The sequence below is a fragment of the Phocaeicola sp. GP0067 genome (assembly GCF_031119655.1).
GTDB lineage: Bacteria > Bacteroidota > Bacteroidia > Bacteroidales > Bacteroidaceae > Phocaeicola > Phocaeicola vulgatus.
In genome coordinates, this window is sequence record NZ_JAVHZY010000041.1 from 1 (window position 1) to 22,027 (window position 22,027).

At 43.8% G+C, this 22,027-nt stretch carries 15 protein-coding genes, 1 tRNA gene and 2 pseudogenes; 12 read left to right on the plus strand and 6 right to left on the minus strand.

What is annotated here, in order from left to right; genetic code table 11:
- Together RE317_RS19690 and RE317_RS19695 are read left to right on the plus strand one after the other, a co-directional pair.
- Window positions 1–69 (plus strand) — tRNA-Val (locus tag RE317_RS19690).
- A 77-nt stretch (window positions 70–146) separates the two neighbouring features.
- On the plus strand, window positions 147–791 hold the full coding sequence (locus tag RE317_RS19695) for a response regulator transcription factor (RefSeq protein WP_008667703.1): 645 nt from the start codon (window positions 147–149) through the stop codon (window positions 789–791).
- On the opposite strand, the gene mnmA is transcribed toward RE317_RS19695, so the two are convergent.
- Together mnmA and cysK are read right to left on the minus strand one after the other, a co-directional pair.
- Window positions 788–1,852, minus strand: coding sequence for a tRNA 2-thiouridine(34) synthase MnmA (gene mnmA / locus RE317_RS19700; protein WP_005840146.1), 1,065 nt, complete (start codon window positions 1,850–1,852; stop codon window positions 788–790). The two genes, RE317_RS19695 and mnmA, sit on opposite strands and share 4 nt — an antisense overlap.
- 6 nt (window positions 1,853–1,858) lie before the next feature.
- Complete coding sequence (gene cysK, locus RE317_RS19705) at window positions 1,859–2,809, minus strand: cysteine synthase A (protein ID WP_005840143.1); 951 nt, start codon at window positions 2,807–2,809, stop codon at window positions 1,859–1,861.
- Between the two features lie 145 nt (window positions 2,810–2,954).
- On the opposite strand from cysK, the gene RE317_RS19710 reads away from it, so the two are divergent.
- The 10 genes and pseudogenes from RE317_RS19710 to RE317_RS19755 all read left to right on the plus strand — a co-directional run bounded on the left by RE317_RS19710 (window position 2,955) and on the right by RE317_RS19755 (window position 14,529).
- A complete protein-coding gene (locus RE317_RS19710) occupies window positions 2,955–3,893 on the plus strand; it encodes an endonuclease/exonuclease/phosphatase family protein (protein WP_005840141.1) in 939 nt (312 codons plus the stop codon).
- 27 nt (window positions 3,894–3,920) lie between these two features.
- Window positions 3,921–6,377, plus strand: coding sequence for a PQQ-binding-like beta-propeller repeat protein (locus tag RE317_RS19715; RefSeq protein WP_008667702.1), 2,457 nt, complete (start codon window positions 3,921–3,923; stop codon window positions 6,375–6,377).
- Between the two features lie 19 nt (window positions 6,378–6,396).
- Window positions 6,397–6,912, plus strand: coding sequence for a PH domain-containing protein (locus RE317_RS19720; protein WP_005852871.1), 516 nt, complete (start codon window positions 6,397–6,399; stop codon window positions 6,910–6,912).
- Between the two features lie 425 nt (window positions 6,913–7,337).
- Window positions 7,338–8,642, plus strand: a complete 1,305-nt coding sequence (locus tag RE317_RS19725; protein WP_005840136.1) for a DEAD/DEAH box helicase — start codon at window positions 7,338–7,340, stop codon at window positions 8,640–8,642.
- A 296-nt stretch (window positions 8,643–8,938) separates the two neighbouring features.
- Window positions 8,939–10,171 (plus strand): site-specific integrase, encoded by a 1,233-nt coding sequence (locus RE317_RS19730; RefSeq protein ID WP_008667694.1) that lies wholly within the window; start codon window positions 8,939–8,941, stop codon window positions 10,169–10,171.
- A 17-nt stretch (window positions 10,172–10,188) separates the two neighbouring features.
- Window positions 10,189–10,416 (plus strand): hypothetical protein, encoded by a 228-nt coding sequence (locus RE317_RS19735; protein WP_008667691.1) that lies wholly within the window; start codon window positions 10,189–10,191, stop codon window positions 10,414–10,416.
- Between the two features lie 115 nt (window positions 10,417–10,531).
- Window positions 10,532–11,502: pseudogene (locus tag RE317_RS19740) on the plus strand (plasmid recombination protein); the annotation flags it as partial.
- A gap of 287 nt (window positions 11,503–11,789) precedes the next feature.
- Window positions 11,790–12,797: a hypothetical protein gene (locus RE317_RS19745; protein ID WP_008667689.1), complete on the plus strand. Its 1,008-nt coding sequence runs from the start codon at window positions 11,790–11,792 to the stop codon at window positions 12,795–12,797.
- A 107-nt stretch (window positions 12,798–12,904) separates the two neighbouring features.
- Window positions 12,905–13,798 (plus strand): DUF4377 domain-containing protein, encoded by an 894-nt coding sequence (locus RE317_RS19750; RefSeq protein ID WP_008667688.1) that lies wholly within the window; start codon window positions 12,905–12,907, stop codon window positions 13,796–13,798.
- Between the two features lie 59 nt (window positions 13,799–13,857).
- Window positions 13,858–14,529: a carboxypeptidase-like regulatory domain-containing protein gene (locus tag RE317_RS19755; RefSeq protein ID WP_008782041.1), complete on the plus strand. Its 672-nt coding sequence runs from the start codon at window positions 13,858–13,860 to the stop codon at window positions 14,527–14,529.
- A 633-nt stretch (window positions 14,530–15,162) separates the two neighbouring features.
- On the opposite strand, the pseudogene RE317_RS19760 reads toward RE317_RS19755, so the two are convergent.
- The 4 genes and pseudogenes from RE317_RS19760 to RE317_RS19775 form a co-directional block, all read right to left on the minus strand.
- Window positions 15,163–15,493: pseudogene (locus RE317_RS19760) on the minus strand (NAD(P)H-dependent oxidoreductase subunit E); the annotation flags it as partial.
- 266 nt (window positions 15,494–15,759) lie between these two features.
- Window positions 15,760–17,310 (minus strand): DUF1566 domain-containing protein, encoded by a 1,551-nt coding sequence (locus tag RE317_RS19765; RefSeq protein WP_005852876.1) that lies wholly within the window; start codon window positions 17,308–17,310, stop codon window positions 15,760–15,762.
- 281 nt (window positions 17,311–17,591) lie between these two features.
- Window positions 17,592–19,190: an arylsulfatase gene (locus tag RE317_RS19770; RefSeq protein ID WP_303266283.1), complete on the minus strand. Its 1,599-nt coding sequence runs from the start codon at window positions 19,188–19,190 to the stop codon at window positions 17,592–17,594.
- A gap of 114 nt (window positions 19,191–19,304) precedes the next feature.
- Window positions 19,305–21,983, minus strand: a complete 2,679-nt coding sequence (locus tag RE317_RS19775; protein WP_008782044.1) for a glycoside hydrolase family 2 TIM barrel-domain containing protein — start codon at window positions 21,981–21,983, stop codon at window positions 19,305–19,307.
- Window positions 21,984–22,027: the final 44 nt, after the last annotated feature.

Sequence of the window (22,027 nt, forward strand, 5' to 3'; positions counted from 1 at the left end):
TTAGCTCAGCTGGTTCAGAGCATCTGCCTTACAAGCAGAGGGTCGGCGGTTCGAATCCGTCAACGCCCACCGAAGAATGAAGCCTTGCACACAATGATGCAAGGCTTTTTTGTTTCAGTAAGTTTCCCTAGTTAAAATGTATGGGCATGAAAACATTGCTACTTATCGATAATCAGGATATTACCCGTGAAGGTATGAAAACGGTGGCCGGTCGGATAGGAGGGTTCGCCGCAATAAAGGAAGCCGGCAGTCAGAGTGAATTAACCGGGCTTCTTGTCGATAATCCCAATGCCGTTGCAGTGTTGGACTATACATTGTTTGATACTTCGGCTGAATATTTGCTTATATTGCAGGAACGGTTTAAGGAGGCACATTTTGTTCTGTTCAGCGATAATCTGAGTGAGGATTTCATCCGGCGTATGGTTTTTAGCGGAACTTCATTCAGCGTGGTGATGAAAGATGCGCCGATGATAGAGATAGAGGAAGGGCTGCGGAAGGCAAAACAGCATTTACAATACATGTGTACGCGTGCAGTCTGGCTGTTGCAGCATAAAGAAGACAAAAAAGATAAGTTAGTTTCACCGCTTACGGTCACGGAGCGTGAAATTCTGAAACTGATGGCATTGGGCAAGACTACGAAAGAGATTGCGGCTGAGCGTTTCCTAAGTGTATATACGGTAATGACTCACCGCAAAAATATCTTTCGCAAGCTGGAAGTGAACAATGTGCACGAAGCAACAAAATATGCCCTTCGTGCAGGGATTGTGGATGTGGTGGAATATTATATTTAGGATAAAGTGATTTCACCGCTTCCCACACAGATTTCCGCATTCTTGTCATACAGCACACCGAACTGTCCGGGGGCTATACCCTGTAAGGGGACGTGGCTGTGGATTCGGAACAAGTTATCTTCCCGTGTCAATATTCCTTTCATGAAAGTGTCTGTATGCCGGATCTTGAAAGAAACATCTGCGGAAGGTGCTCCCTTCCATAAGTCCTCTGTGATGAAATGAAAATCATGCAAGGCAAAGTCTGTCCCATATTGTTTGTCTGTATCATAACCGTGTGAGACATAAATGATATTCTCGTCTATATCTTTGCGGATAACAAACCATGGTCCTCCACCTAATCCCAATCCTTTGCGCTGTCCGATGGTGTGAAACCAATATCCTTTGTGAGTGCCAATCCGTTTTCCTGTTTCCATTTCAATGATATCCCCTTCTTTTTCACCCAAGAAACGGCGGAGGAACTCATTATAGTTGATTTTTCCTAGAAAGCAGATACCTTGACTGTCCTTGCGTTGTGCACTGGGCAGTTTGGCAATGCGGGCGATATCCCTGACCTCATTCTTCATCAGACCTCCCAAAGGGAACATCAGTTTTGAAATTTGCAGATAATCTATTTGTGCCAGGAAATCTGTTTGGTCCTTGACGGGGTCTTGTGCGGTTCCCAGCCATATTTTCCCGTCTTTTTCAAGAATACTGGCGTAATGTCCGGTAGCTGTCTTGTCATATAAATGCCCTGCTTCCTGCTCAAAACATCCGAATTTGATGAGCTTGTTGCACATTACATCCGGGTTGGGAGTAAGACCGCGTTTCACTTTATCGATGGCGTATGCCACTACATTATCCCAGTACTGTCGGTGCAGGTCAATGATATTCAGGCTCAGACCGTATTTGCGGGCGGTGGCGGTACATAGTTCAATGTCCTCTTCTGCCGTGCAGGTGAGATCTTCGTCACCGTCCATTCCGATTTTAATATAGAAAAGATCCGGTTTGTATCCTTGTTCGCAGAGGAGATGTACGACAACCGCGCTGTCTACTCCTCCTGAAATTAATGCAGCTATGTTCATCTCATTTTATGATAATGGGTATTCTTCAAAAGCATAAAGCACAGTAGACAAATATCGTTCCCCCGTATCGGGCAAGATCACTACAATTTGTTTTCCTTCATTTTCGGGGAGTTTGGCCAGTTCCAATGCGGCATAGGCGGCTGCTCCCGAAGATATTCCGACCAATAACCCTTCCGTTAGAGAGAGTTCGCGTCCTGTGCGGATGGCGTCATCGTCTTTCACCCGGATTATCTTGTCTACTAATTTTTCATTGTAGGTATGAGGGATAAATCCGGCTCCGATACCTTGTATCTTGTGCAGTCCCGGATTTCCTCCTGAAAGGACGGGGGAGTTATCCGGCTCTACAGCTACAATCTGTATATGGGGATTCTGTTTTTTTAATCCTTCCGCTACTCCGCTTAAAGTGCCGCCTGTACCGACTCCGGCAACAAAGATGTCTACCTTTCCGTCCGTGTCGTTCCATATTTCCTGTGCAGTGGTACGTGCATGGGCGGCGGGATTCGCAGGGTTTTCGAATTGTCCCAGAATGACGGCTCCCGGAGTCCGGTCACGCAATTCCTCCGCTTTTTCTATGGCTCCTTTCATTCCTTTTGCACCTTCGGTCAGTACCAATTGTGCTCCCATGGCTTTTAACAGGTTCTGGCGTTCCTCGCTCATGGTTTCGGGCATGGTCAGTATGGCTTTGTAACCTTTCACGCTGGCAACCCATGCTAACCCTACGCCGGTGTTGCCGCTGGTTGGTTCAATGATAACCGCTCCGGGTTTCAAGATTCCTTTGGCTTCTGCATCCTCTATCATTGCCAGGGCTATACGGTCTTTTACACTTCCTCCGGGATTGAAGTATTCCAGTTTGGCAATTATTTGCGCTTTCGCATCGTGTTTTTTACTAAGGCGTGACAGTTCCAACAAGGGAGTTCCTCCGATGAGTTCGGTCAATTCTTTTTTTATTCTTGCCATAATCTTTTCATTTAGTGGGTTCTGATTTTATAATGCAAAGATAGGGGAAGATGTTCATGGCGGAAATACCCTATTTAGGGTATATTTTATAGTGTTGTCTCCTGAATAATTCACTATCTTTGTCCGGAATTAACAAGTCTAATCTATGATGATAACAAGAAATTTTATTGGGGTACTAGCCCTTTGCTTGTGTGCATTGGCAGCTTGCACATCTTCAAAAGAGTCGAAAAAGACGCTGACTGTCCTTTCATGGAATGTATGGCATGGCGGTCATTCAAAAACTTATTCCGGAAAAGGGTGTGAGGGAACTATTGATATTCTGAAAAAAAGTGAGGCTGATGTGGTCTTGATGATTGAAACTTATGGAGCTGCCCCGATGGTAGCCGACTCATTGGGATATTCGTACAATCTCATTTCTGATAATCTTTCTATTTATAGCCGTTATCCCATTATTCGGAAATATGCTTTTGCCGACAGCATAAGTACCTTTAATTTTGGCGGAGTGATGATAGATGTGGATGGGAAACCCGTCCGTGTTTTTAATACTTGGTTGCATTATCTTCCTGATATGCGTTTGGTCCCGACGGATAAATCCAAGGAAGAAATATTGGCTTGGGAGATGGAGGGAACACGTGATGAGGAAATACATAAGATTTTGTCTGTTCTTCAACCCTTGTTGGCAGAGGCCGACAGTATTCCAATTATAATGGGCGGTGATTTTAACGTGCATTCTCATCTGGATTGGACGGAAGCTACCCGTAACCTGTATCTTCATGGTGGTGCAGTGGTGGATTGGCCTGTTTCCATTGCTATGGAAGAGGCGGGATTTAAAGATAGTTTCCGTGAGATGAACCCCAATCCGGTGGCCAATCTGGGAGTAACGTGGCTGACAGATGCGGATTCGTTGGAAACCGAGTGTCGTATGGACCGCATTGATTTTATTTATTATCAGGGAAAAACCATTCAGGCGATAGCATCTGAGTGTTATGACAATAGTTTGGGTAAAACTTTTACTTTTAAAGGAGAAGATTTTTTCTATCCTTCAGATCATGGTTTTGTCCTTTCGAAATTCGAACTTGATTAAAATAAGAGTTGATAAAAATAGATATTCATGAAAAAGACCTTTTTATTATCGTGCCTGATGTTGGCCGCAATGCCGGTGATGGCTGCTTACACGGGCCATGTATATGTAGATAAAAACAAGAATGGCGTATTTGACCAAAGTGAAAAACCGCTGGCGGGCATCAAAGTATCCGATGGCTTGAATGTGGTTGAAACGGCTGCCGACGGTAGTTTTACTTTACCCGGTCATGAGCGTGAACGTTTTATTTTCATTACCACTCCTTCGGGGTATAAAACATTTAACCGTCATTATCATAAAATAGAAAAGAAACAGTCCGGTTATGATTTCGGTTTGATCCCTTACAGTGGACGGATTCGTAAAGACGGCTCCCACAGGTATATTCATATTACTGATACAGAGATATTTAATACGGAAAACCATGCAGACTGGGTGAATAATGTGCGTGACTATGCCAGGAATGAACAGGCGGCTTTTATCATTCATACCGGGGATATCTGCTATGAAAAAGGCTTGAAGGCTCATATCAAACTGATGAATACGGAAAATATGGACTGTCCTGTCTTTTATTGTATCGGAAATCATGATTTGGTAAAGGGTAAGTATGGCGAAGAACTTTTTGAAAGCATTTATGGGCCGGTATATTATTCTTTTGATGCAGGTAATGTGCACTATGTTGTTACGCCGATGCCCGGAGGAGACCATGCTCCAGGCTATACTTCCGATGACGTCTGTCGTTGGTTGAAGAACGACCTGGCTCATATCCGCCCCGGAACTCCTGTTGTTGTTTTCAATCATGATTTGCTGACATACGAAGATACCTTTATTTTTAAGAGCAAGAATGCCGGAAGCATTAATCTGAATGAGTACAACTTGAAAGCATGGGTATATGGTCATTGGCATATTAACTATATGAAGAAACAGGGAGATGTTTACAGTGTTTGTACCTCTTCATTGGATAAAGGAGGCATAGATCATTCCACTACTGCTTTTCGTGTGATGCACGTAGATAGTAAAGGAGATTTCACTTCCGAGCTCCGTTATACCTATTTGGACAAGAATATCTGTATCGCTTCGCCTGCCGGAGTAATGGCTTCGGGTGTCCTTCCGGTGGCTGTCAATGTGTATTCTTCCGTGTCGCCGGTGAGAGAAGTGCTCTATACTTGTCTGGCCGACGGGAAACCTGTGCTGAAAAACAAGCGATTGCTGCAAAGTACTGACTGGTCATGGAACGGGGAGCTTCCCTTGTCTCATAAATATGTGGGTAAGGAACTTACTTTGCGGGTAACAGCCCGTTTTAATAACGGAGAGATAGCTGAAGCAGAAAGTAATTTTATCTGCCGGACTGAAAAGGCCGTTCCTTTGTTTTCTGCTGACTGGGATAATCTGTCAGGCAATGCGAAACATTCCGCCCCCGTTTCCGCTCCATTGAATTTGCCTTTGCAGCTGGCATGGACTAACAATGTCGGAGCTAATCTTTATATGACTTCTCCACTGATACACAAGGGAAAAGTAATTGTTGCCTCTGTGGATGAGGATCTGAAAGGTGCAGGCCATGTGTATGCTTTGAATGGGAAGGACGGTACAATTCTTTGGAGTTGTCCTGTTCGTAATTCTATTAAAAACTCCATTGCAGTTGATAGTGGCATTGTGTTTGCCCAGGATGCCCAAGGCTTTTTGTATGCCATTGATACCGAAACCGGCAAATTGTGTTGGGAAAAGCAATTGCCCGTAAATGGCTTGCCGGCCCTTATTGACGGACTGGTGGCCGGTGAAGGAGTGGTCTATGCGGGAACCGGAAAGGGGCTTTGTGCTTTTGAAGCCCGAACGGGCAAACAACTTTGGAAAAATGAAGGCTGGGGACAAGGAGAAGGGACTACGAGCACGCTGACTTTGGGTAACAACCTGCTGGTTGCCGGTGTACAATGGAATGCCCTTTACGGCAATGATGCCAAAACAGGTGAGAAACTTTGGGCGGTCAGCGATAACGGTTTGCGTAATCGGGGAGCATCTCCTGCCATGCATGGTGCCTTGTTGTATCTGATCTCAGATAAGTCTTTCTTTATATTAGAGGCTGCTACCGGAAAAGTGATAGTCCGTAAACCATTACCTTATAATGTGGACGTTACTTCTACTCCTTTACTCACTGACAAGGAGATTATCTTTGGTTCTGCACAGAAAGGGCTGATAGCCTTGGATAGTGAGACATTGGAAGAAAAATGGACTTGTCCTGTGGGGGATGCTTTGGTTTATACCTGTCCTTATAGCCGTCAGCCTTCCGCTACGATTGAAACCAGTGCGGTATGGGCGGGAGATATTGTTTATGTAGCCGCTTCGGACGGTACGGTATACGGAATTAATAAAGAGGATGGCAAGGTGGTATGGAAACATGCTACAGGAGCTCCTATGTTCGGGTCGGTAGCCCTGTCGGGTAATGCATTGGTGGTTTCGGACTTTGGTGGAAATGTTTATTTGTTCTGTAAGTAGAAGATTCGATTAAAATAGTATGATTATAGAAGAAAGAGTAGAACGTAGTCAATATGTCAAGTTGATAACTTGGATAGTTTCTTTTATTATTCTTATGGCCGGAATAGTATTTCCTGTCCTAATACTTTGGGTAAATCAGGATATGATGTCAAAGGTTATTGGTGCCTCCGTTTTATGTCTTATCTTTTTTACTTTGATTTTTACTGTTGCCTATCAACCACGGAAACTTATCTTGTCAGAAACGCATATAATTATGGAACGTATATTGGGGCAGGTGTATATCTCTTATTCCGATATAACTGATATTTCCTTATACCATAGGGAAAATGTAGCAGAAATTCGTATTTTCGGCATAGGTGGATTAGGTGGGTATATAGGAAAATTCTATAATAGTAAAATAGGGTTTTATACAGCATATGTAGGAGATTATAGTCAAGCCTTTTTGATTAAAATAAATAATAGGGAAAAATATGTAATGAGTTGTCGGCATGCCGAAAAGATAGTGGAGGAAGTAAAGTCGCGGTTGAAGCAATAAGAAAATCTTATGTATTCGTTAACATTTCCGATTCCAAATCTTGCGATTGCTACCTTTGGCAGTGACACCTGGATGTCTTTGTCGAACTGGAAGAAGCAGACCTGTTTATCATGTTTGATATTCGGGAAATTTTGGAGAAGAGTTGTGAGTGTAAGATTGATGTGTTTCATTTGCGTGACAATCTTCGTGATTTACTTCTTAAAAGAATAGAGCAGAATGGAATTTACGCTTAAAGAGGAAATCATAGATAAACAGAACTTGATAATCGCATCTATAGGTATCATTCAGGTAGTTGTAAAGAATATCATTCGGTGTAGTTAAATAACCATAAAGTCTGCCCGGAAATACTTCCGGGCAGAATCATTACTGTACCTTTGTTCCCATAAAATAGATACAGGCCGTGAGGCCCAATTTAATTATTTCACATGACATTTAAAGAATTAGATCTTATAGAGCCTATTTTGAAGGCTTTACAACAAACCGGCTATACAACGCCGACCCCCATTCAGGAACAAGCAATTCCTGTATTATTAAAAGGTAAAGATTTGCTGGGATGCGCCCAGACAGGAACAGGAAAAACAGCAGCGTTTGCTATCCCCCTTATACAACGACTTTATCAATCAGACCATAAAAAAGGTATCAAAGCATTGATACTCACCCCGACGCGTGAGCTTGCTATACAGATAGGCGAGAACTTTGACCAATATGCCGGATATACCGGAGTGAAGCATGCCGTCATTTTCGGTGGAGTGCCCCAAAAGGCGCAAGTTGATGCTTTGAAACGAGGTGTGCAGGTATTGATTGCCACTCCCGGACGTTTGCTTGATTTGCAGTCGCAAGGCTGTATTTCATTGAAGGGGTTGGAGTATTTTGTATTGGATGAGGCAGACCGTATGCTTGATATGGGCTTCATACACGATATCAAGAAAGTATTGAAACTGATTCCTGCCCGGCGACAGACTTTGTTTTTCTCGGCTACCATGCCTTCTGAAATAGAGAAGCTGGCAGATTCCATGTTGACTAATCCGGAGAAGATAGAGGTGACTCCAGTTTCATCTACTGTTGATACTATCCGGCAGAGTGTTTATTTTGTAGAGAAGAAGGAAAAGAAGGACTTGTTGCTGCATTTGCTGAAGAATCCTGAGATAGAGTCAGTGTTGATTTTTACCCGTACCAAGCATGGTGCGGATAAATTGGCGAGGATTTTGAACAAGAGTGAGATCGGGGCGGAAGCTATTCATGGAAACAAATCGCAGAACGCACGCCAAAGGGCGTTGACAAACTTCAAGGATCATACCACAAGAGTGCTGATAGCCACAGATATTGCAGCCAGAGGCATTGATGTGAACCAGCTTTCTCACGTTATCAACTATGAGCTGCCCAATATATCGGAAACTTATGTGCACCGCATCGGTCGTACCGGGCGTGCCGGACACGACGGAATAGCCATCTCTTTTTGTGAATCGGAAGAATTGCCTTATTTAAAGGATATCCAAAAACTGATAGGACTACAGATTCCTGTTGTGAAAGACCATCCTTGGGTGACCGTGGAAGGGGAAAAAGCGCAGGCCGGCAAGACCGAAGAACTGAAAGAAAAAGCAAAAGCCAATAAGGTGTACCGGGGCAGCAAAAGCAATGGTGATTATTGGCGCAGGAAGAAACAGGCTCAAAGCAGACAAGGGCAAGGCAGGCAGAGTTCGGATAGAAAGGCTTCCGGCAGACAAGGATAAAGAATAACTTGTCTGCGTTTCATTATAAAATAAACACATAGCGAAAAAGTAAATTTGGGCAAAGCGTAGCGAATTAGCTGATACAGCGTTCGTTACGCTTTGTTTTTCTATGGGACAGAGCCAACGAAAAGCCAGTATGAAGCCAAATAGCGCAAGAGTTCAGTTACCACCTCATTACCCCCGTAATGGGTGCGGATTTCTTGCTAAATAGTTCTGTTTCTGTGATTTGCGTAATTTTGCATAGCAGTCGGTAACTCACTAATAACTAATTTTGTAACCAAAAAAAGGAGTGAATTATGCGTAGTACATTCAAGGTATTATTTTACGTGAAGAAAGGCAGCGAGAAGCCGAACGGCAACCTGCCTCTGATGTGCCGTATCACGGTGGACGGCGAGATTAAACAGTTCAGTTGCAAGATGGACGTTCCCCCACGGTTGTGGGACGTGAAGAACAGCCGTGCTTCGGGCAAGAGCGTCGAAGCGCAGAGAATCAACCTTGCGGTAGATAAAATCCGTGTGGAGGTAAACCGCCGCTATCAAGAACTGATGCAGGCGGACGGTTATGTAACCGCCGCCAAACTCAAAGACGCCTATCTCGCTATCGGTGTCAAGCAGGAAACTTTGCTGAAGCTGTTCGAGCAGCACAACGCCGAGTTTGAGAAGAAAGTCGGGCACAGCAGGGCGCAGGGTACATTTACCCGTTATCGGACGGTCTGCAACCATATTCGGGAGTTTTTGCCCCATACCTACAAGCGTGAGGATATTCCGTTAAAGGAACTCAACCTCACGTTCACCAACGACTTCGAGTATTTTTTGTGCACGGAGAAGAAATGCCGCACCAATACCGTGTGGGGCTACATGATTGTGTTGAAACACATCGTTTCCATTGCGAGGAATGACGGGCATTTGCCGTTCAACCCTTTTGCGGGATATATCAACTCTCCCGAAAGCGTGGATAGGGGCTACCTCACCCAAACGGAGATACAGACGCTCATGGACGCATCGATGAAGAACGCCACCCACGAGCTTGTACGGGACTTGTTCGTCTTTTCGGTGTTCACGGGTTTGGCGTATTCGGACGTGAAGAACCTCACCGCCGACCTCCTGCAAACATTCTTCGATGGCAACCTTTGGATAATCACCCGAAGAAAGAAGACCAACACCGAATCGAACATCCGTCTTTTGGACGTTCCCAAGTGTATCATCGAGAAGTACAAGGGGCTGGCAAGGGACGGTCATGTTTTCCCTGTTCCGAGTAACGGAAGCTGCAACAAGATACTCAAAGATATAGGCAGACAATGCGGCTTCAAGGTGCGTTTGACCTATCACGTTGCACGCCACACGAACGCCACGACCGTGCTTTTATCGCACGGCGTACCCATCGAAACGGTGAGCCGTCTTTTGGGGCATACCAACATAAAGACCACCCAAATTTACGCCAAAATCACCGCCCAGAAGATAAGCCAAGATATGGAAACCCTGTCGCACAAGTTGGAGGATATGGAGAAGAATATCTGCCGAGCCATCTAATTAAAAACAGAATCCCGATGAAAGAAGAAAGGAACATTATCACGATGGACGGGCAGGGCAATATCTCCCTGCCGAGCGATATAGGTGCAACCGCCATGACCGAGTGGGAAATCTGCGAACCGTTCGGGGCGGCAAAAGTCCGCAGGGCATTATTAGATAGGATTATACACGGGCGAAAAGAGAAAACGACGGTATTCGTGTCGGTTGTTTCGGACGGCAAGCCCAACAGCTGTTGGAAAGCATGATGATATACCAACATGCAAACATATCACTATGGTGATATATATTGCAGGTTCTATTCCTCTTTTCAGAGGAAAGCGGAGCAATCATTTCCGTTTACAAAGGCAAAGCAAGCACGGGGCGGCTCACCTGCACAGGGACGAGGAAACGCCACACATACACGTTACGCTCGTCCCCATCGTCAAGGGAGAGCGAAAGCGCAGGAAAAGGGAGGAACAGACGAAGAAGCGATACCGCAAGAAACCGACCGACACCGTGAGGCTGTGCGCAGACGATATTATGACACGGCTGAAATTGAAGTCCTACCAAGATACCTATGCCGTGGCGATGGCGAAATACGGGCTGCAAAGGGGCATAGACGGCTCGAAGGCTCGCCACAAGTCCACGCAGCAGTATTATCGGGATATACAGAAACTCGCCGACAATCTGAAAGCGGAAGTGGTGGACTTGCAGCAGCAGAAAGAAACGGCACGGGAAGAACTAAGACGGGCGAAAAAAGAGATACAGACCGAGAAGCTGAAAAGGGCGGCAACCACCGCAGCAGCCAACATCGCCAAGAGCGTCGGCTCTCTTTTCGGGAGCAACAAGGTCAAGACATTGGAAAGGGAGAACACCGCCCTGCATAGGGAGGTAGCCGACCACGAGGAAACCATCGAAGCCTGCAAGATAGGATACAGCCCATGCAGGCAGACCACAGCCGGGAGATACGGGAAATGCAGCAGAGGCACGGCAGGGAAATAGCCGACAAGGACACAAGGCACAAGCAGGAAATATCGTTTCTGAAAACGGTAATCGCAAGGGCGGCGGCATGGTTTCCCTATTTCCGTGAAATGCTCCGTATCGAAAACCTCTGCCGCCTTGTCGGGTTCGATGAAAGACAGACCGCAACGCTCGTCAAGGGAAAGCCATTGGAGTATGCAGGGGAACTCTATTCGGAGGAACACGGACGGAAATTCACGACCGAAAAGGCAGGTTTCCAAGTGCTGAAAGACTCCACGGATGGGACGAGATTGGTTCTTGCCATTGACCGAAAGCCCATTGCCGAGTGGTTCAAGGAACAGTTCGAGAAGTTAAGGCAGAACATTCGCTGACCTATACAACCGCAAAGGAAAGGCAGGGGGATGAAGCTATAACCGTGTTATCTCGCTGGAAAACAATAAAAAAGTATTCTTCATAATCTTTTGTGAATAACATTTTTTATATTTGCGCCATAAAAAGCACATTGAGATTTGTACTGGATACGTGATGAACAAAGAACTTTCGGAAAAATACATGTAAATACAGAGTTATAACCTATTTCCGTAATTTTGCACATCATTCAAGTTTTGGTATATGCCACTTGAAAAACAATGTATGTAAACAAAAAATATAATGTAAAATGAGAAAATTTTTATTTTTTTTATTATGTACGGTAACCTTCTATTTACTCGCTTCTTGTGAGAAAGAAGAGCACTTAGACGGTAAAGGTGACAAGCCATTAGTGGATACACCTAAAGATACGATTCAAGAAGAATTTCTCCTTAAATGGGATACATTTATCGATGATAGCAATGACAATGGAGAAATTTTTATCGGTACACAGTATTTAGGAATACAAGGATGGTCACATTTAGCAACTCCACCTTACATATATATTGGAGCAGTATTCCCCGAAAGTACATTTACTACAACGTTTGATAAAGAGATTGTTGGCAAAAAGAAGCCCATATATTTAACTTTTGATTTCCCAGATCCATACATCACATCTATGGAAACAGTCAAAGGAAGTGAGTACTTACAAAAAATTAAAGAAGCTATTAGTTCTAAAGAATACCAAAGTTACACTTCACCTCAAAGACCACATATCGTAAAATTTGCAGAACTAAAATCTCTATCAAATATAGAAAGTTGTTTCCCATATAATAAAGATTTTGGTAATACACTAAAAAAAATAGCCCTACAAGAATTTAATGTAGAAAATATAAAAAGCCTATGTATTGGTGAAGTTATATTCAAAGGTTTTACAACGTCAATGGATGTCCCCTCAAATGGATTATTCACTAATGAACCAACGTCCTCCGAAAAATTAATTTATATACGAAGTCTTACATATGGGGTTAGTGCTTATTTCATAGTCGCAAGTGAAGCTCCCTATAAGGAGGTTCTAACCGCTTTTAAAGATTCATTTATGGATGATTATAATAATCCTAAAGGTGTATTACATAACTCGAAGATTATTTTATTAACAACATCCGACATAAACCAAGAAGCCGAAGTAAAAGCAACATTCAATGACTTAAATAACTTTTTGAAAAATCCTTTTATGGGTGGAAAGATATACGGATATCCTATATACTGTACTGGATTTTATGTCAAAAATAACAAGATATTTACAAGAGAAAGCTAAAAGAAATTATTAGTAAATTCAAAGAACAAGAAAAAGCAAAAACAAAATGACGAGCAAAAGACAATAGGGAAAATACATGTAAATACAGAGTTATAAATCAAAGTAATATGAAAACTAAGAGTTTTTTAGGAATACTTGGACTATTCCTGTTTGTAGTCAGTTTTATAAGTTGCGATAATGACGATGAACAAGGAAGAAAAATAACAGATTACAAAGAGTATATTCTTACCATTGCATCGAAAAAAGTTCCGGGAGTAATGAGTTCGTGTGGCAATAATTATCTAACAGATGTATATGCCGTAAAAAAAGAGCAATCCAATGATTGGGTTCCCTTTGGTAGTATTAAAGGGTTTGATTTTGAAAAAGAATATGAGTATAAAATCAAGATTAGTGAAACGACCTTTTTAGATTATAGCATGGGAGAACCAGCATGGACGGAATATGAACTGCTTGAAACAATATCCAAAGAGAAAAAGGTTTCAGAAGATTTGCCTTTGCATTTTATCCCTGAATGGTATTACGAAGATCAATTTATCCCCGAATACAGATTCGCAGTAGAAGCGGATAACAAAGAGGTAATCGAAGAAGATTTGAAAGCTAATTCTATCATGCCATTGAACTATCATTATTTGTTGTATAGGGGTGATAATAAATTAATGACATGGATTGCCATAAAAGACAACAACACAATGTTAAGTCCGAAATTTATTAAAAGCACAAATAAAAAATCCGAAGAACTTCCGGATTCTTATACTATGCTCCCCCCGAAAGGGAATGTGATGGGTTGTATGGAATGGACGTTCTTAAATGAGTATGGTAATGAAACAGATATCCCCTCGTTTGATGTTTTTGTTGGTTATTTTGAAAAATCAAGGAGCACAGGACCAACACCAAACACAGCTTGTCTTTATAAAGACCTTACAGAGCATTACAAAAGCAAATATCCAGAAGCTGGAGTAAAAACGGTCGTGGTTTCTTATGACATTTCCATAAGATTATAGAGCCTCCGGCGTTTTTCCGCTGGTGCTTCTAACATTTGCACATAAAAATTGAATTATCCATGAAAAAAATTATTCTATTGGGTTTCTTATATTTACCTATATGCATATTTGCGCAAAAAAACTATTTTTCCATAACGGGAAGGACATTTTTAGAAGAATATATAGTTCCTAATCAAACAACAAAATCCCCCTTAAGTGCTGGTGCTTATATTCAAATTAAAGGAATGCCGGAACGTGGTTGGTTGGCAGATACAGAAGGGTACTTCAAAATAGATAGCCTGCGAAAAGGGAAATATCATCTAACATTTTCATGCATTGGTCTTGAGCGTGTAGATACTGTAATTCTCATTAATGGCAACATAGATTTAAAGATTATATTGTCAGACCTTAGTATTCATACACCACAATTAAGCCTAATTCTTTCAAAAGAAGAAGAAAACAAAGTTCTGAAAGACAATTTTTGGGATAAATACGGACTTAATGCATCGTGGTACACAAAAGAAAGTTTACGAGATAAATCACAGCGAATAACAATTTTAGGTTATTCCCATAGGGTAAAAAGAAATCAAATAATTTTCGACTATCTCGATAAGAAATACGGATATAGCTGGAGATTTGAAGCACCCAAAGGAATAATAGGGTTAGACGAAACATTAGACACTTATGAACTTTTACAAAATGACAAAGCAGACAACGCCCCTAACATTATACCCCATGAATGGGATGAATGATTTTCTTTTTTCGCAAGTTGCAAGTATAAAATTGCCACCGAAAGTTCGTACTTTCGGGAAAAGATGTGATATTTGCAAATGAAAGAGTTATTTGACAGCATAGCAACGCAAAACGCTGAAATTCGCACTGTTGCTAAATCGTTACTTCTACTTCTCAAATAATTCGCTAAAAGTTTATTTCTCAATCGGTTAAGTCAAACCGAGAATAATCTAAAATAGTTTATACTTGTTTTTATAATCTGTTTGAACTGAATGCATTTATTAATGCAGAAGAGTTCCCCGCTTTCCAAACAGATGGAAAGCGGGGAACTCTTCTGATATCTTGTGGTATTCTTTCACCGGTTTATCAAACTTTTGCATTATTCGTTGTTTATGCGGCTTTTCCTCATTTAACTTTATTGTAGGGTTTAGTGATAGTATAGGAATAGCTAATTCTTTTTGACCGTAAGAGTAAGCCTTTTTGAAAGGATGTGTTCTATCTCCATAGCCTTTGGAGTTAACTCCCAAGCTTATGGAGATAACTCCAAAGGCTATGGAGTTAACTCCGCAAGCTTGGGAGATAGAACATGAAAGGAAGAAAACGCTTAATGATTAAAAAGAAAGATTTTAATAATAAGAAAAAAGGATTGCATTTCATTCCAAGTCTTCAATAATCTTCTCCACATCCACAGGTTGCAGTCGGTCATAGACTTTCTATCATTATTACAGGGGGCAATCCATAGGCGCCTACACACCACAGACAGTCCGGAAAGAACTTACCATCGGGAGTTGTTTCTCCTGCTTCTATTCCCAATATCCGTTTAAATTCTTCCGGTAGTTTTTCGGAACCACGTACACGGCAGACCGTTCCCATGCATACGGAGATGGGATGTTTTCCTTTGGGGATCATGGCAAAGAACGTATAGTAAGTAACCATGCCATACATTTTCTATACGGGCATGTTCAGTTTGCGGGCGATGATACGTTACATCTCTTCAGGCTGGTTCCCATGCTTGTTGCCAATCTTTCCGCTTTCTTCATGATTGCTTGTAATTTACAGGTGGGGCGTATTTTCATGGGCATAAGAATTAGTGTGTTGCGAAGATCGGAAAATGTCCGGGTTGATAAAGGAAGAGTGGAAAATATGAAAAAAAAGAAGCCCGGTCCGTTTGGTGGTGAACGGACCGGGCTTTACAATCAATTTGTCAACCATTTATAGCCAATGGGAACTGCTGTGCCTCCATCGGACCTTTAGAATTGTGCGACAGGGCGTGTGGCGTAGTTGCTGGCTTTACTGTTAGCAACTATCGCACCACTTACAAAATTCAGATGCCAGGCGGATTCTGCCGAGTGTTCGGAAGAAGACCAGTACGCTTTGCGTGCAAAATCATTGAAACAATCTTGTTTGTCTTTGCAAATGATTCCGGCTTTTTGAAGTTCCCACAACAAAGTCAACTCGCCTGCCGACGGTAAATACCATTCACCTGCCGATTTGCCGCTGGTACTGTATTGGTAGCAGTAGCCTCCTGCCGGGTAGCTGGAAGAACTTTTACCGAGGTAGGCGGTGTGAGCCTTTCCATTGAAGTCGCTGATGGCTCCTTCTGACACCCAGGTGGCAGGTTGTCCGGTTTCAACATGAATGGTTGCCCCCTTGATGCGTTCCTCGTCCTTATCGGAGAAGAAAGAATCGGCGGTTCCGTTATAATAAGGGAGGACACCGCTTGTCAATGTGCCGTCGGCGGTGGTATAGTTTTCGATGCCTTCTATATCTTCTGCTTTGCTGATCCATTTGGTACTGGACTGGTTGTCGCCTAATGCCACGATGCGTCCGAATGGAGAAGTGGACAGGGTGGGCGAGAGATTGCCGTCCGCATCATCCAGGGCATAGACAATACCGATGCAGGTTTTATTCTCATTCTTCTCGCTGGAGAAAGTAGCGTCGCTATAGTAATAATCGCCTACCTTGGCAGAAGGTAAAAGAGTGCAAGTGAGTGCCGGAGCTTCGTATACTTTGCCTTTCTCCAATTTGATGGTTGTCGAAGTAGCTGCCTCATACACTTCACCGGTGGTGGTAACAAGAGTGAAATGCAACTGTGCTTCGGAAGGGAAGAAGGAGATGTAGGTGGTTCCGGAAATACCGGCTTTGTTTTTAATAGTGATATTTCCTGTTTGGGTACTGCTGAACTCTCCGTTTTTTAGTTTCATAACGGCACTGGAGTAGAGGGTTCCGGCAGTGGCGGTTATGGTAATTCTTGTGATGTTGTTCAAAGGACTGCCACCGTTGACGGTGAACTGGAATTTACCGATAGTGACCAAACTGGTCATTTCGCAGGCGGAAGAGCCTGTGGTTTCGTTCATGCCGGCTTTACATTGTGCCCATAAGTAATCATAATTTGTTATACCTGCCAGTGTTCCGTCCTGTCCGCTCAGGTTGAGGGTTTGGGTCAGGGTGTCACTGCTGTTCGCGGTGATGGCTGCCGCCGGGTAAAATACGGCAATTTCATTCTCATTCTTTACCAGTGTCGAAAGATTGCCCGTAAAGGTGTCAGAAGAGTCGGTTTTTCTTGTGAGAATGCTTTTGGGAACGCCGCTGGAACCGGTCTTTATTACGGCCAGTTGGCTGTTGGCGTCCCAGTTGCCTTGCAGGATGCCTGTATCCTCTGCATCTGAAGAACGGGGAGACAGAGATGCTGTGAGAGAAAAAGGAACGGTGGAGGTTGTCGTAACTTGATCGTCGTCATCGCTACACCCCAACATGCATAGAGCGATGCCCAAACAGAGAATAGTTGTTGTCTTTTTCATCATCGTTTTCGTTTTGCTGTTTTATGATTAAAACTTGAATGGTATTTATTATTTAATTTTAGACAGCAAAGGTAAATGTTCTCGGCCGATTTTTCTAATCTATTCGGCGAAAGCTGATTTTTTTTCGATAAATTAGGGGAATAAGGGGAAATTTGAGGAGATGGCAGGGGGGGTCATTGTCTCCCTGTTTAAATTCTCATTGAAAATCATAGTTTTTTGTTGTTTTGAATGAAGGGAATTGTATGAATGAAAATTTAAACAGGGATTTTTATGGAAACTTTTTAGTTTTCTTTGCCTTTTTGATCGGGATATAGTGACTGGTAATAATTGATTCGTTCTGTCCATGGACGGTATTCAAAAGGATAAACGTGTTGTTGCTCTGCCCATCGTGTCCATTTGTTTTCTAATTCTTTTGTTTTTAAAGGAAATTGTTCGGAAAGATCTTGTGTCTCAAAAGGATCGGTGGTGAGGTGAATCAATTCCCAAGGCTGTCTGCCGTTGGCACGTACTAGTTTCCAACCGTCAGACAGGATGGCGCATGAGGTCTGATGTTCAAAGAAAAGATCGCGCGGCTGTATTTTTTGTTTTCGTATAGCCGGCAGGAGACTGGTTCCGGCCAATTTCACTTTTTGATTGTGAAACGTGTCGGGGTAATGTGCGGAAGCAATATCCAGGCAGGTGGGAAAAATATCAATGATATGACTGGGTTCCCGACAGATACTGCCTTTTTCTGTCTGGCTTTTGCTTCTTCCGTCTGTAAGGATGAGAGGGGAACTGGTTCCTCCTTGGAATACCCATTGTTTGTAACTGCGATAGGGGGTATTGCTTAAATCAGCCATCAGCTGTTTGATGAATCCCCCTTCACTGGTAGAGCCGTTGTCGCTCATAAACAGAAACAGGGTATGTTCATACATTCCTTTGTCTTTTAAGGTCTGTATTACCTTTCCTATGCCGCTGTCCATGATTTCGATCATGGCGGCATAGGTAGCCATATCGGTTATCCATTTTTCTTGCTGCTGTGGAGTAAGTTCGGTCCAGGCGGGTCGTTTACCGTCCGGAAATTCTTTTTGGAAGACTGGAAGAACCATTTCCGGCGTTATCAGCCCTAAGGCTTTTTGACGTTCGAAACGTTGTTGGCGTAGAACATCGTAGCCGGCTTTATAGCGCTCACGGCAAGCATCTATCTTGTCTTGGGGGGCTTGTAGGGGCAAGTGAGGTGCGTAATGTGCTATGTACATGAACATGGGAGTCTGCGTGGGATGTTGTTTGATAAAACTAACGGCAGAGTCTGTGATAGCGGTGGTATAGTAATAATCATCCGGAAACTCGGTAATCCGTTGCAGGTTATGATAAACGGGATCTGGTTTGTAATAGCTTCCCCCTCCATGCAGGCAGCCGTAGTATTTGTCGAATCCCCGTTGAACTGGATAACTTCCATTGGGGGTTTCAAAGGCCGCATCTAAGGTAACATGCCATTTGCCACTCATGTAAGTGGCATAGCCTTGGTCGCGCAGTACTTCGGCAAGGGTGGGCAGGTGATCCGAAATCTGTCCCCGATACCCCGGACGATGTTCGTCTACCGCGGTCATCCATCCCATTCCCGCTTCGTGCTGATAATGTCCGGTGAGTAAGGCGGCACGACTGGGGCAGCTTCGTCCTGTGTTTTTAAATTGGCTGAAACGTATGCCTTGTTCGGCCAGATAATCTATATTAGGAGTATGTATTTCTCCTCCGTAGCAGGATAAATCAGAGAATCCCATATCATCGCATAAAATCAATACGATATGGGGATGTTCCGTGTCTGGTTTGGCGTGAGTGGCTGCTACAGTGGAGGTTATGGCAGTTAGTGCCAGGGTTGTAACGGTTAACTTATATGTCATGGGTGATTTGTATTTTAGTTTTTTCATTTTGTTCCATCCCTTGTGGGGATGGAGTAGAAGAGACTTTGAATTGCTTTTCTCTTTCTGCCTCTTCCCCACACCGGATGGAAAGGTTTACTTCTTTTCACCGAAATCAGCTTGCTGTTTTTCCACTTCTTTCAGCTTTTGTGCATTCCGTTCTTTCAGCAAACGTTCCTGTTCCAGTTCGGAAGCCGATTTGGCGGCTGATTGCCCGAAAGGTGAGTCGCTGTTCATGGAAATCAGCGCAGCTTCACTTTCGGTGTAGATGAGAGGATGAGCCGCCGGCTTGCTTTCTAATTCCAACACTGCGCTGGCAGGCATTTGCGAGCCTTCGAACAATACGCTGGCAGTGATTTTGATTTTACCCGGCTTCAAGGTGGATTGTATCAGTACGGGGGCTGTTCCCCATTTTACCGGAGCCGGATTGGCCAGTATATTCGCTCCGCCCAAAATACGTCCTTCGCCTTCTACATGGAATTTCACATAATAGTTGTTCAGACGTTTGATGTTCCCGTTTTTATCGGCTATGGCGGCTACTACGGTTACAAAGTCGGAGCCATCAGCTTTTAAGTCGGTGTTTTCATTGTCAACCCAAAGTAGCACTTTCTCGGGACGCCGGGCCGGTCGTACTTCGTGCGTGGCAACTACTTTTCCATCTATGATGCCTTCGGCCAGTAGGAACACCTCGTCCTGTTTCTTCTTTCTCATAGACATGTTTTTGTCTATCATGAAGTCGTATATATCTTTGAATGTAATAACGGGTGAGGGCATTCCTTCTTTCGTTGCCGGCTTGGTGTAAGTCCATGTCTTGCCACCTTTATTATAAGTAAGCCGCACCTCGTCACAATTGGAGTACACAGTAACGTCTTTGGGTGAGAAGGGAGTCATTTCATGGGCGATGTACACCATCGGTCCTGTTTCGAAAAGACGGTCTTGCTTTTCGGGCGAGCGCTGGGCTTTGAACATATAATAAGCATATTTGGGTTGACGGAATACGTCCATCACACCACCATAGAAGGGATCGGGATGATAGCCGCGTTGGTGGTCGAACGAGTGCCACAAACAGCCGCCGACGTGTTGGCGCGGAGTACGGCAGAGTACATCGTAACAGGTGAAAGGATAACGGGGGGCGGCATAATGCTGTGCCTGGATGAGCATAGCCTGTTCCCCCCAGTTGCGTGCCACACGGCTGGGGGAGTTGTGCGAGTTCCAGTCGTCTACATTATCTCCCCACTCGCGGGTGAAATAGGTTATTTTAGGGTCGAGGCTTTTGATGGCCCAGTCCTTGTCCGCATTGGCCGGATGAGTGAAGAGTACCGGATATACCTCATGTCCCCGTGCTTCGCTGTCGCAACCGGAATAGCAATACGGATAAGGGTATTCTTGATTGACAATATCGAGGGTATTTTTGGCGAAGTCTGCCGGATACCAGGTTTCATTCAGGATAGGTTCCCATAACCATACACAAGGGTGATTGCGGTCACGCCGTACCAGGTTGCGGATATCGCTATAAACCCGTTGTGCAAATTCAGGAGCGTCATTCCAGAATTGCCATCCCGGTGTGTTTACAATGACGAACAGCCCCAGTTCGTCACATGCATCCATAAAGGCGGGGTCTTGAGGGCAGTGAGCATTCCGGATGACTTTCATACCTGTGTCGCGTAGCTTTTTAGCGTCGCGCCAATGAATGCTGTTGGCAACGGCATTGCCTACTACGGCAAAATCCTGATGGCGGTTGGCGCCAATCAGCGGGCTTGGATAAGGTTTGCCGTTCAGCCAGAATCCGTCCTTTCCTTTGAATTCTACGCTGCGGATACCGATACGGCGGCGGTAGCCGTCCACTACATTTCCTTCATTGTCGCGGATACGGACAATCAGGTTATATAACGTAGGCGTTTCAGGGCTCCAAAGCAGAGGAGACTTCAACGTTATTTTATCTTTTGAAGTGACTGCCTTGCCCGGACGTACTTGAATGACATCGTTCAGAAATGCGGCTTGTGTGCCGTCGGGTTGCTGAAGTTCATATTCTACTACTCCTTTGAAGTTCTTTTTACTGTCATTACGTATATGGGCTTTCAGGATTATTTCTGCGGAAGTGTCGGAAACTTTGTCGTATGCCACGAAAAGCCCGCCGCCTGCCATTTCGTTTTCGAAATTGGGATCGGTGATGAAAACCGGACGATGGGCTATTAGCCAGCAGTCACGATAGATGCCGCCAAAATAAGTATAATCCAGTACATCCTGTGCTTTGCCGGGAGGATAACTGGGGTCATTGCTGTTGTCTGCCCATACAGCTATCACATTGTCTGTCCCCCAATTCAGTGCATCGGTGACATCAATGACTACAGGCAGGTAGCCGCCAAAGTGTTCGGTCAATAAATTGCCGTTTACAAAAACTTTGCTTTTTCCCATGATAGCTTCGAAATGCAGGAAAAGTTTTTTGCCTTTCAATTCATTTGCCGGAGTGAAATGTTTGCGGTACCATACCTCACCTTGATAGTTGATACATCCACTGGCCTCAGTCGGTACATATTCGATGCCGTCGGGCAGGGAAACCACTTTCCAGTCCTGGTCATTAAAGTCAGTGGTTTCCGCACCTGTAGCGGTTCCTTTGTGGAATCGCCATGCCGGATTCATGGAATATACTTCACGTCCGGAGTTTGCCAGTTCATAGAAACCGGCAGTAGAAAACTCAGGCTGGTAGGCTGCTTGCATCTCATAGAGAGGAAATAGCAGCAGGGCGATGAGATAAGATAAAAAATGTTGTTTCATAAAGTAGTGTTGTATTATAAGGTTCATATTATTTTTTATATTAA

What these genes read in the sequence shown, in the direction of transcription:
- RE317_RS19695 (WP_008667703.1), top strand. Translation starts at nt 147, where the DNA reads ATGAAAACATTGCTACTTATCGATAATCAGGATATTACCCGTGAAGGT.
- mnmA (WP_005840146.1), bottom strand. Translation starts at nt 1,852, where the DNA reads ATGAACATAGCTGCATTAATTTCAGGAGGAGTAGACAGCGCGGTTGTC.
- cysK (WP_005840143.1), bottom strand. Translation starts at nt 2,809, where the DNA reads ATGGCAAGAATAAAAAAAGAATTGACCGAACTCATCGGAGGAACTCCC.
- RE317_RS19710 (WP_005840141.1), top strand. Translation starts at nt 2,955, where the DNA reads ATGATGATAACAAGAAATTTTATTGGGGTACTAGCCCTTTGCTTGTGT.
- RE317_RS19715 (WP_008667702.1), top strand. Translation starts at nt 3,921, where the DNA reads ATGAAAAAGACCTTTTTATTATCGTGCCTGATGTTGGCCGCAATGCCG.
- RE317_RS19720 (WP_005852871.1), top strand. Translation starts at nt 6,397, where the DNA reads ATGATTATAGAAGAAAGAGTAGAACGTAGTCAATATGTCAAGTTGATA.
- RE317_RS19725 (WP_005840136.1), top strand. Translation starts at nt 7,338, where the DNA reads ATGACATTTAAAGAATTAGATCTTATAGAGCCTATTTTGAAGGCTTTA.
- RE317_RS19730 (WP_008667694.1), top strand. Translation starts at nt 8,939, where the DNA reads ATGCGTAGTACATTCAAGGTATTATTTTACGTGAAGAAAGGCAGCGAG.
- RE317_RS19735 (WP_008667691.1), top strand. Translation starts at nt 10,189, where the DNA reads ATGAAAGAAGAAAGGAACATTATCACGATGGACGGGCAGGGCAATATC.
- RE317_RS19745 (WP_008667689.1), top strand. Translation starts at nt 11,790, where the DNA reads ATGAGAAAATTTTTATTTTTTTTATTATGTACGGTAACCTTCTATTTA.
- RE317_RS19750 (WP_008667688.1), top strand. Translation starts at nt 12,905, where the DNA reads ATGAAAACTAAGAGTTTTTTAGGAATACTTGGACTATTCCTGTTTGTA.
- RE317_RS19755 (WP_008782041.1), top strand. Translation starts at nt 13,858, where the DNA reads ATGAAAAAAATTATTCTATTGGGTTTCTTATATTTACCTATATGCATA.
- RE317_RS19765 (WP_005852876.1), bottom strand. Translation starts at nt 17,310, where the DNA reads ATGAAAAAGACAACAACTATTCTCTGTTTGGGCATCGCTCTATGCATG.
- RE317_RS19770 (WP_303266283.1), bottom strand. Translation starts at nt 19,190, where the DNA reads ATGACATATAAGTTAACCGTTACAACCCTGGCACTAACTGCCATAACC.
- RE317_RS19775 (WP_008782044.1), bottom strand. Translation starts at nt 21,983, where the DNA reads ATGAAACAACATTTTTTATCTTATCTCATCGCCCTGCTGCTATTTCCT.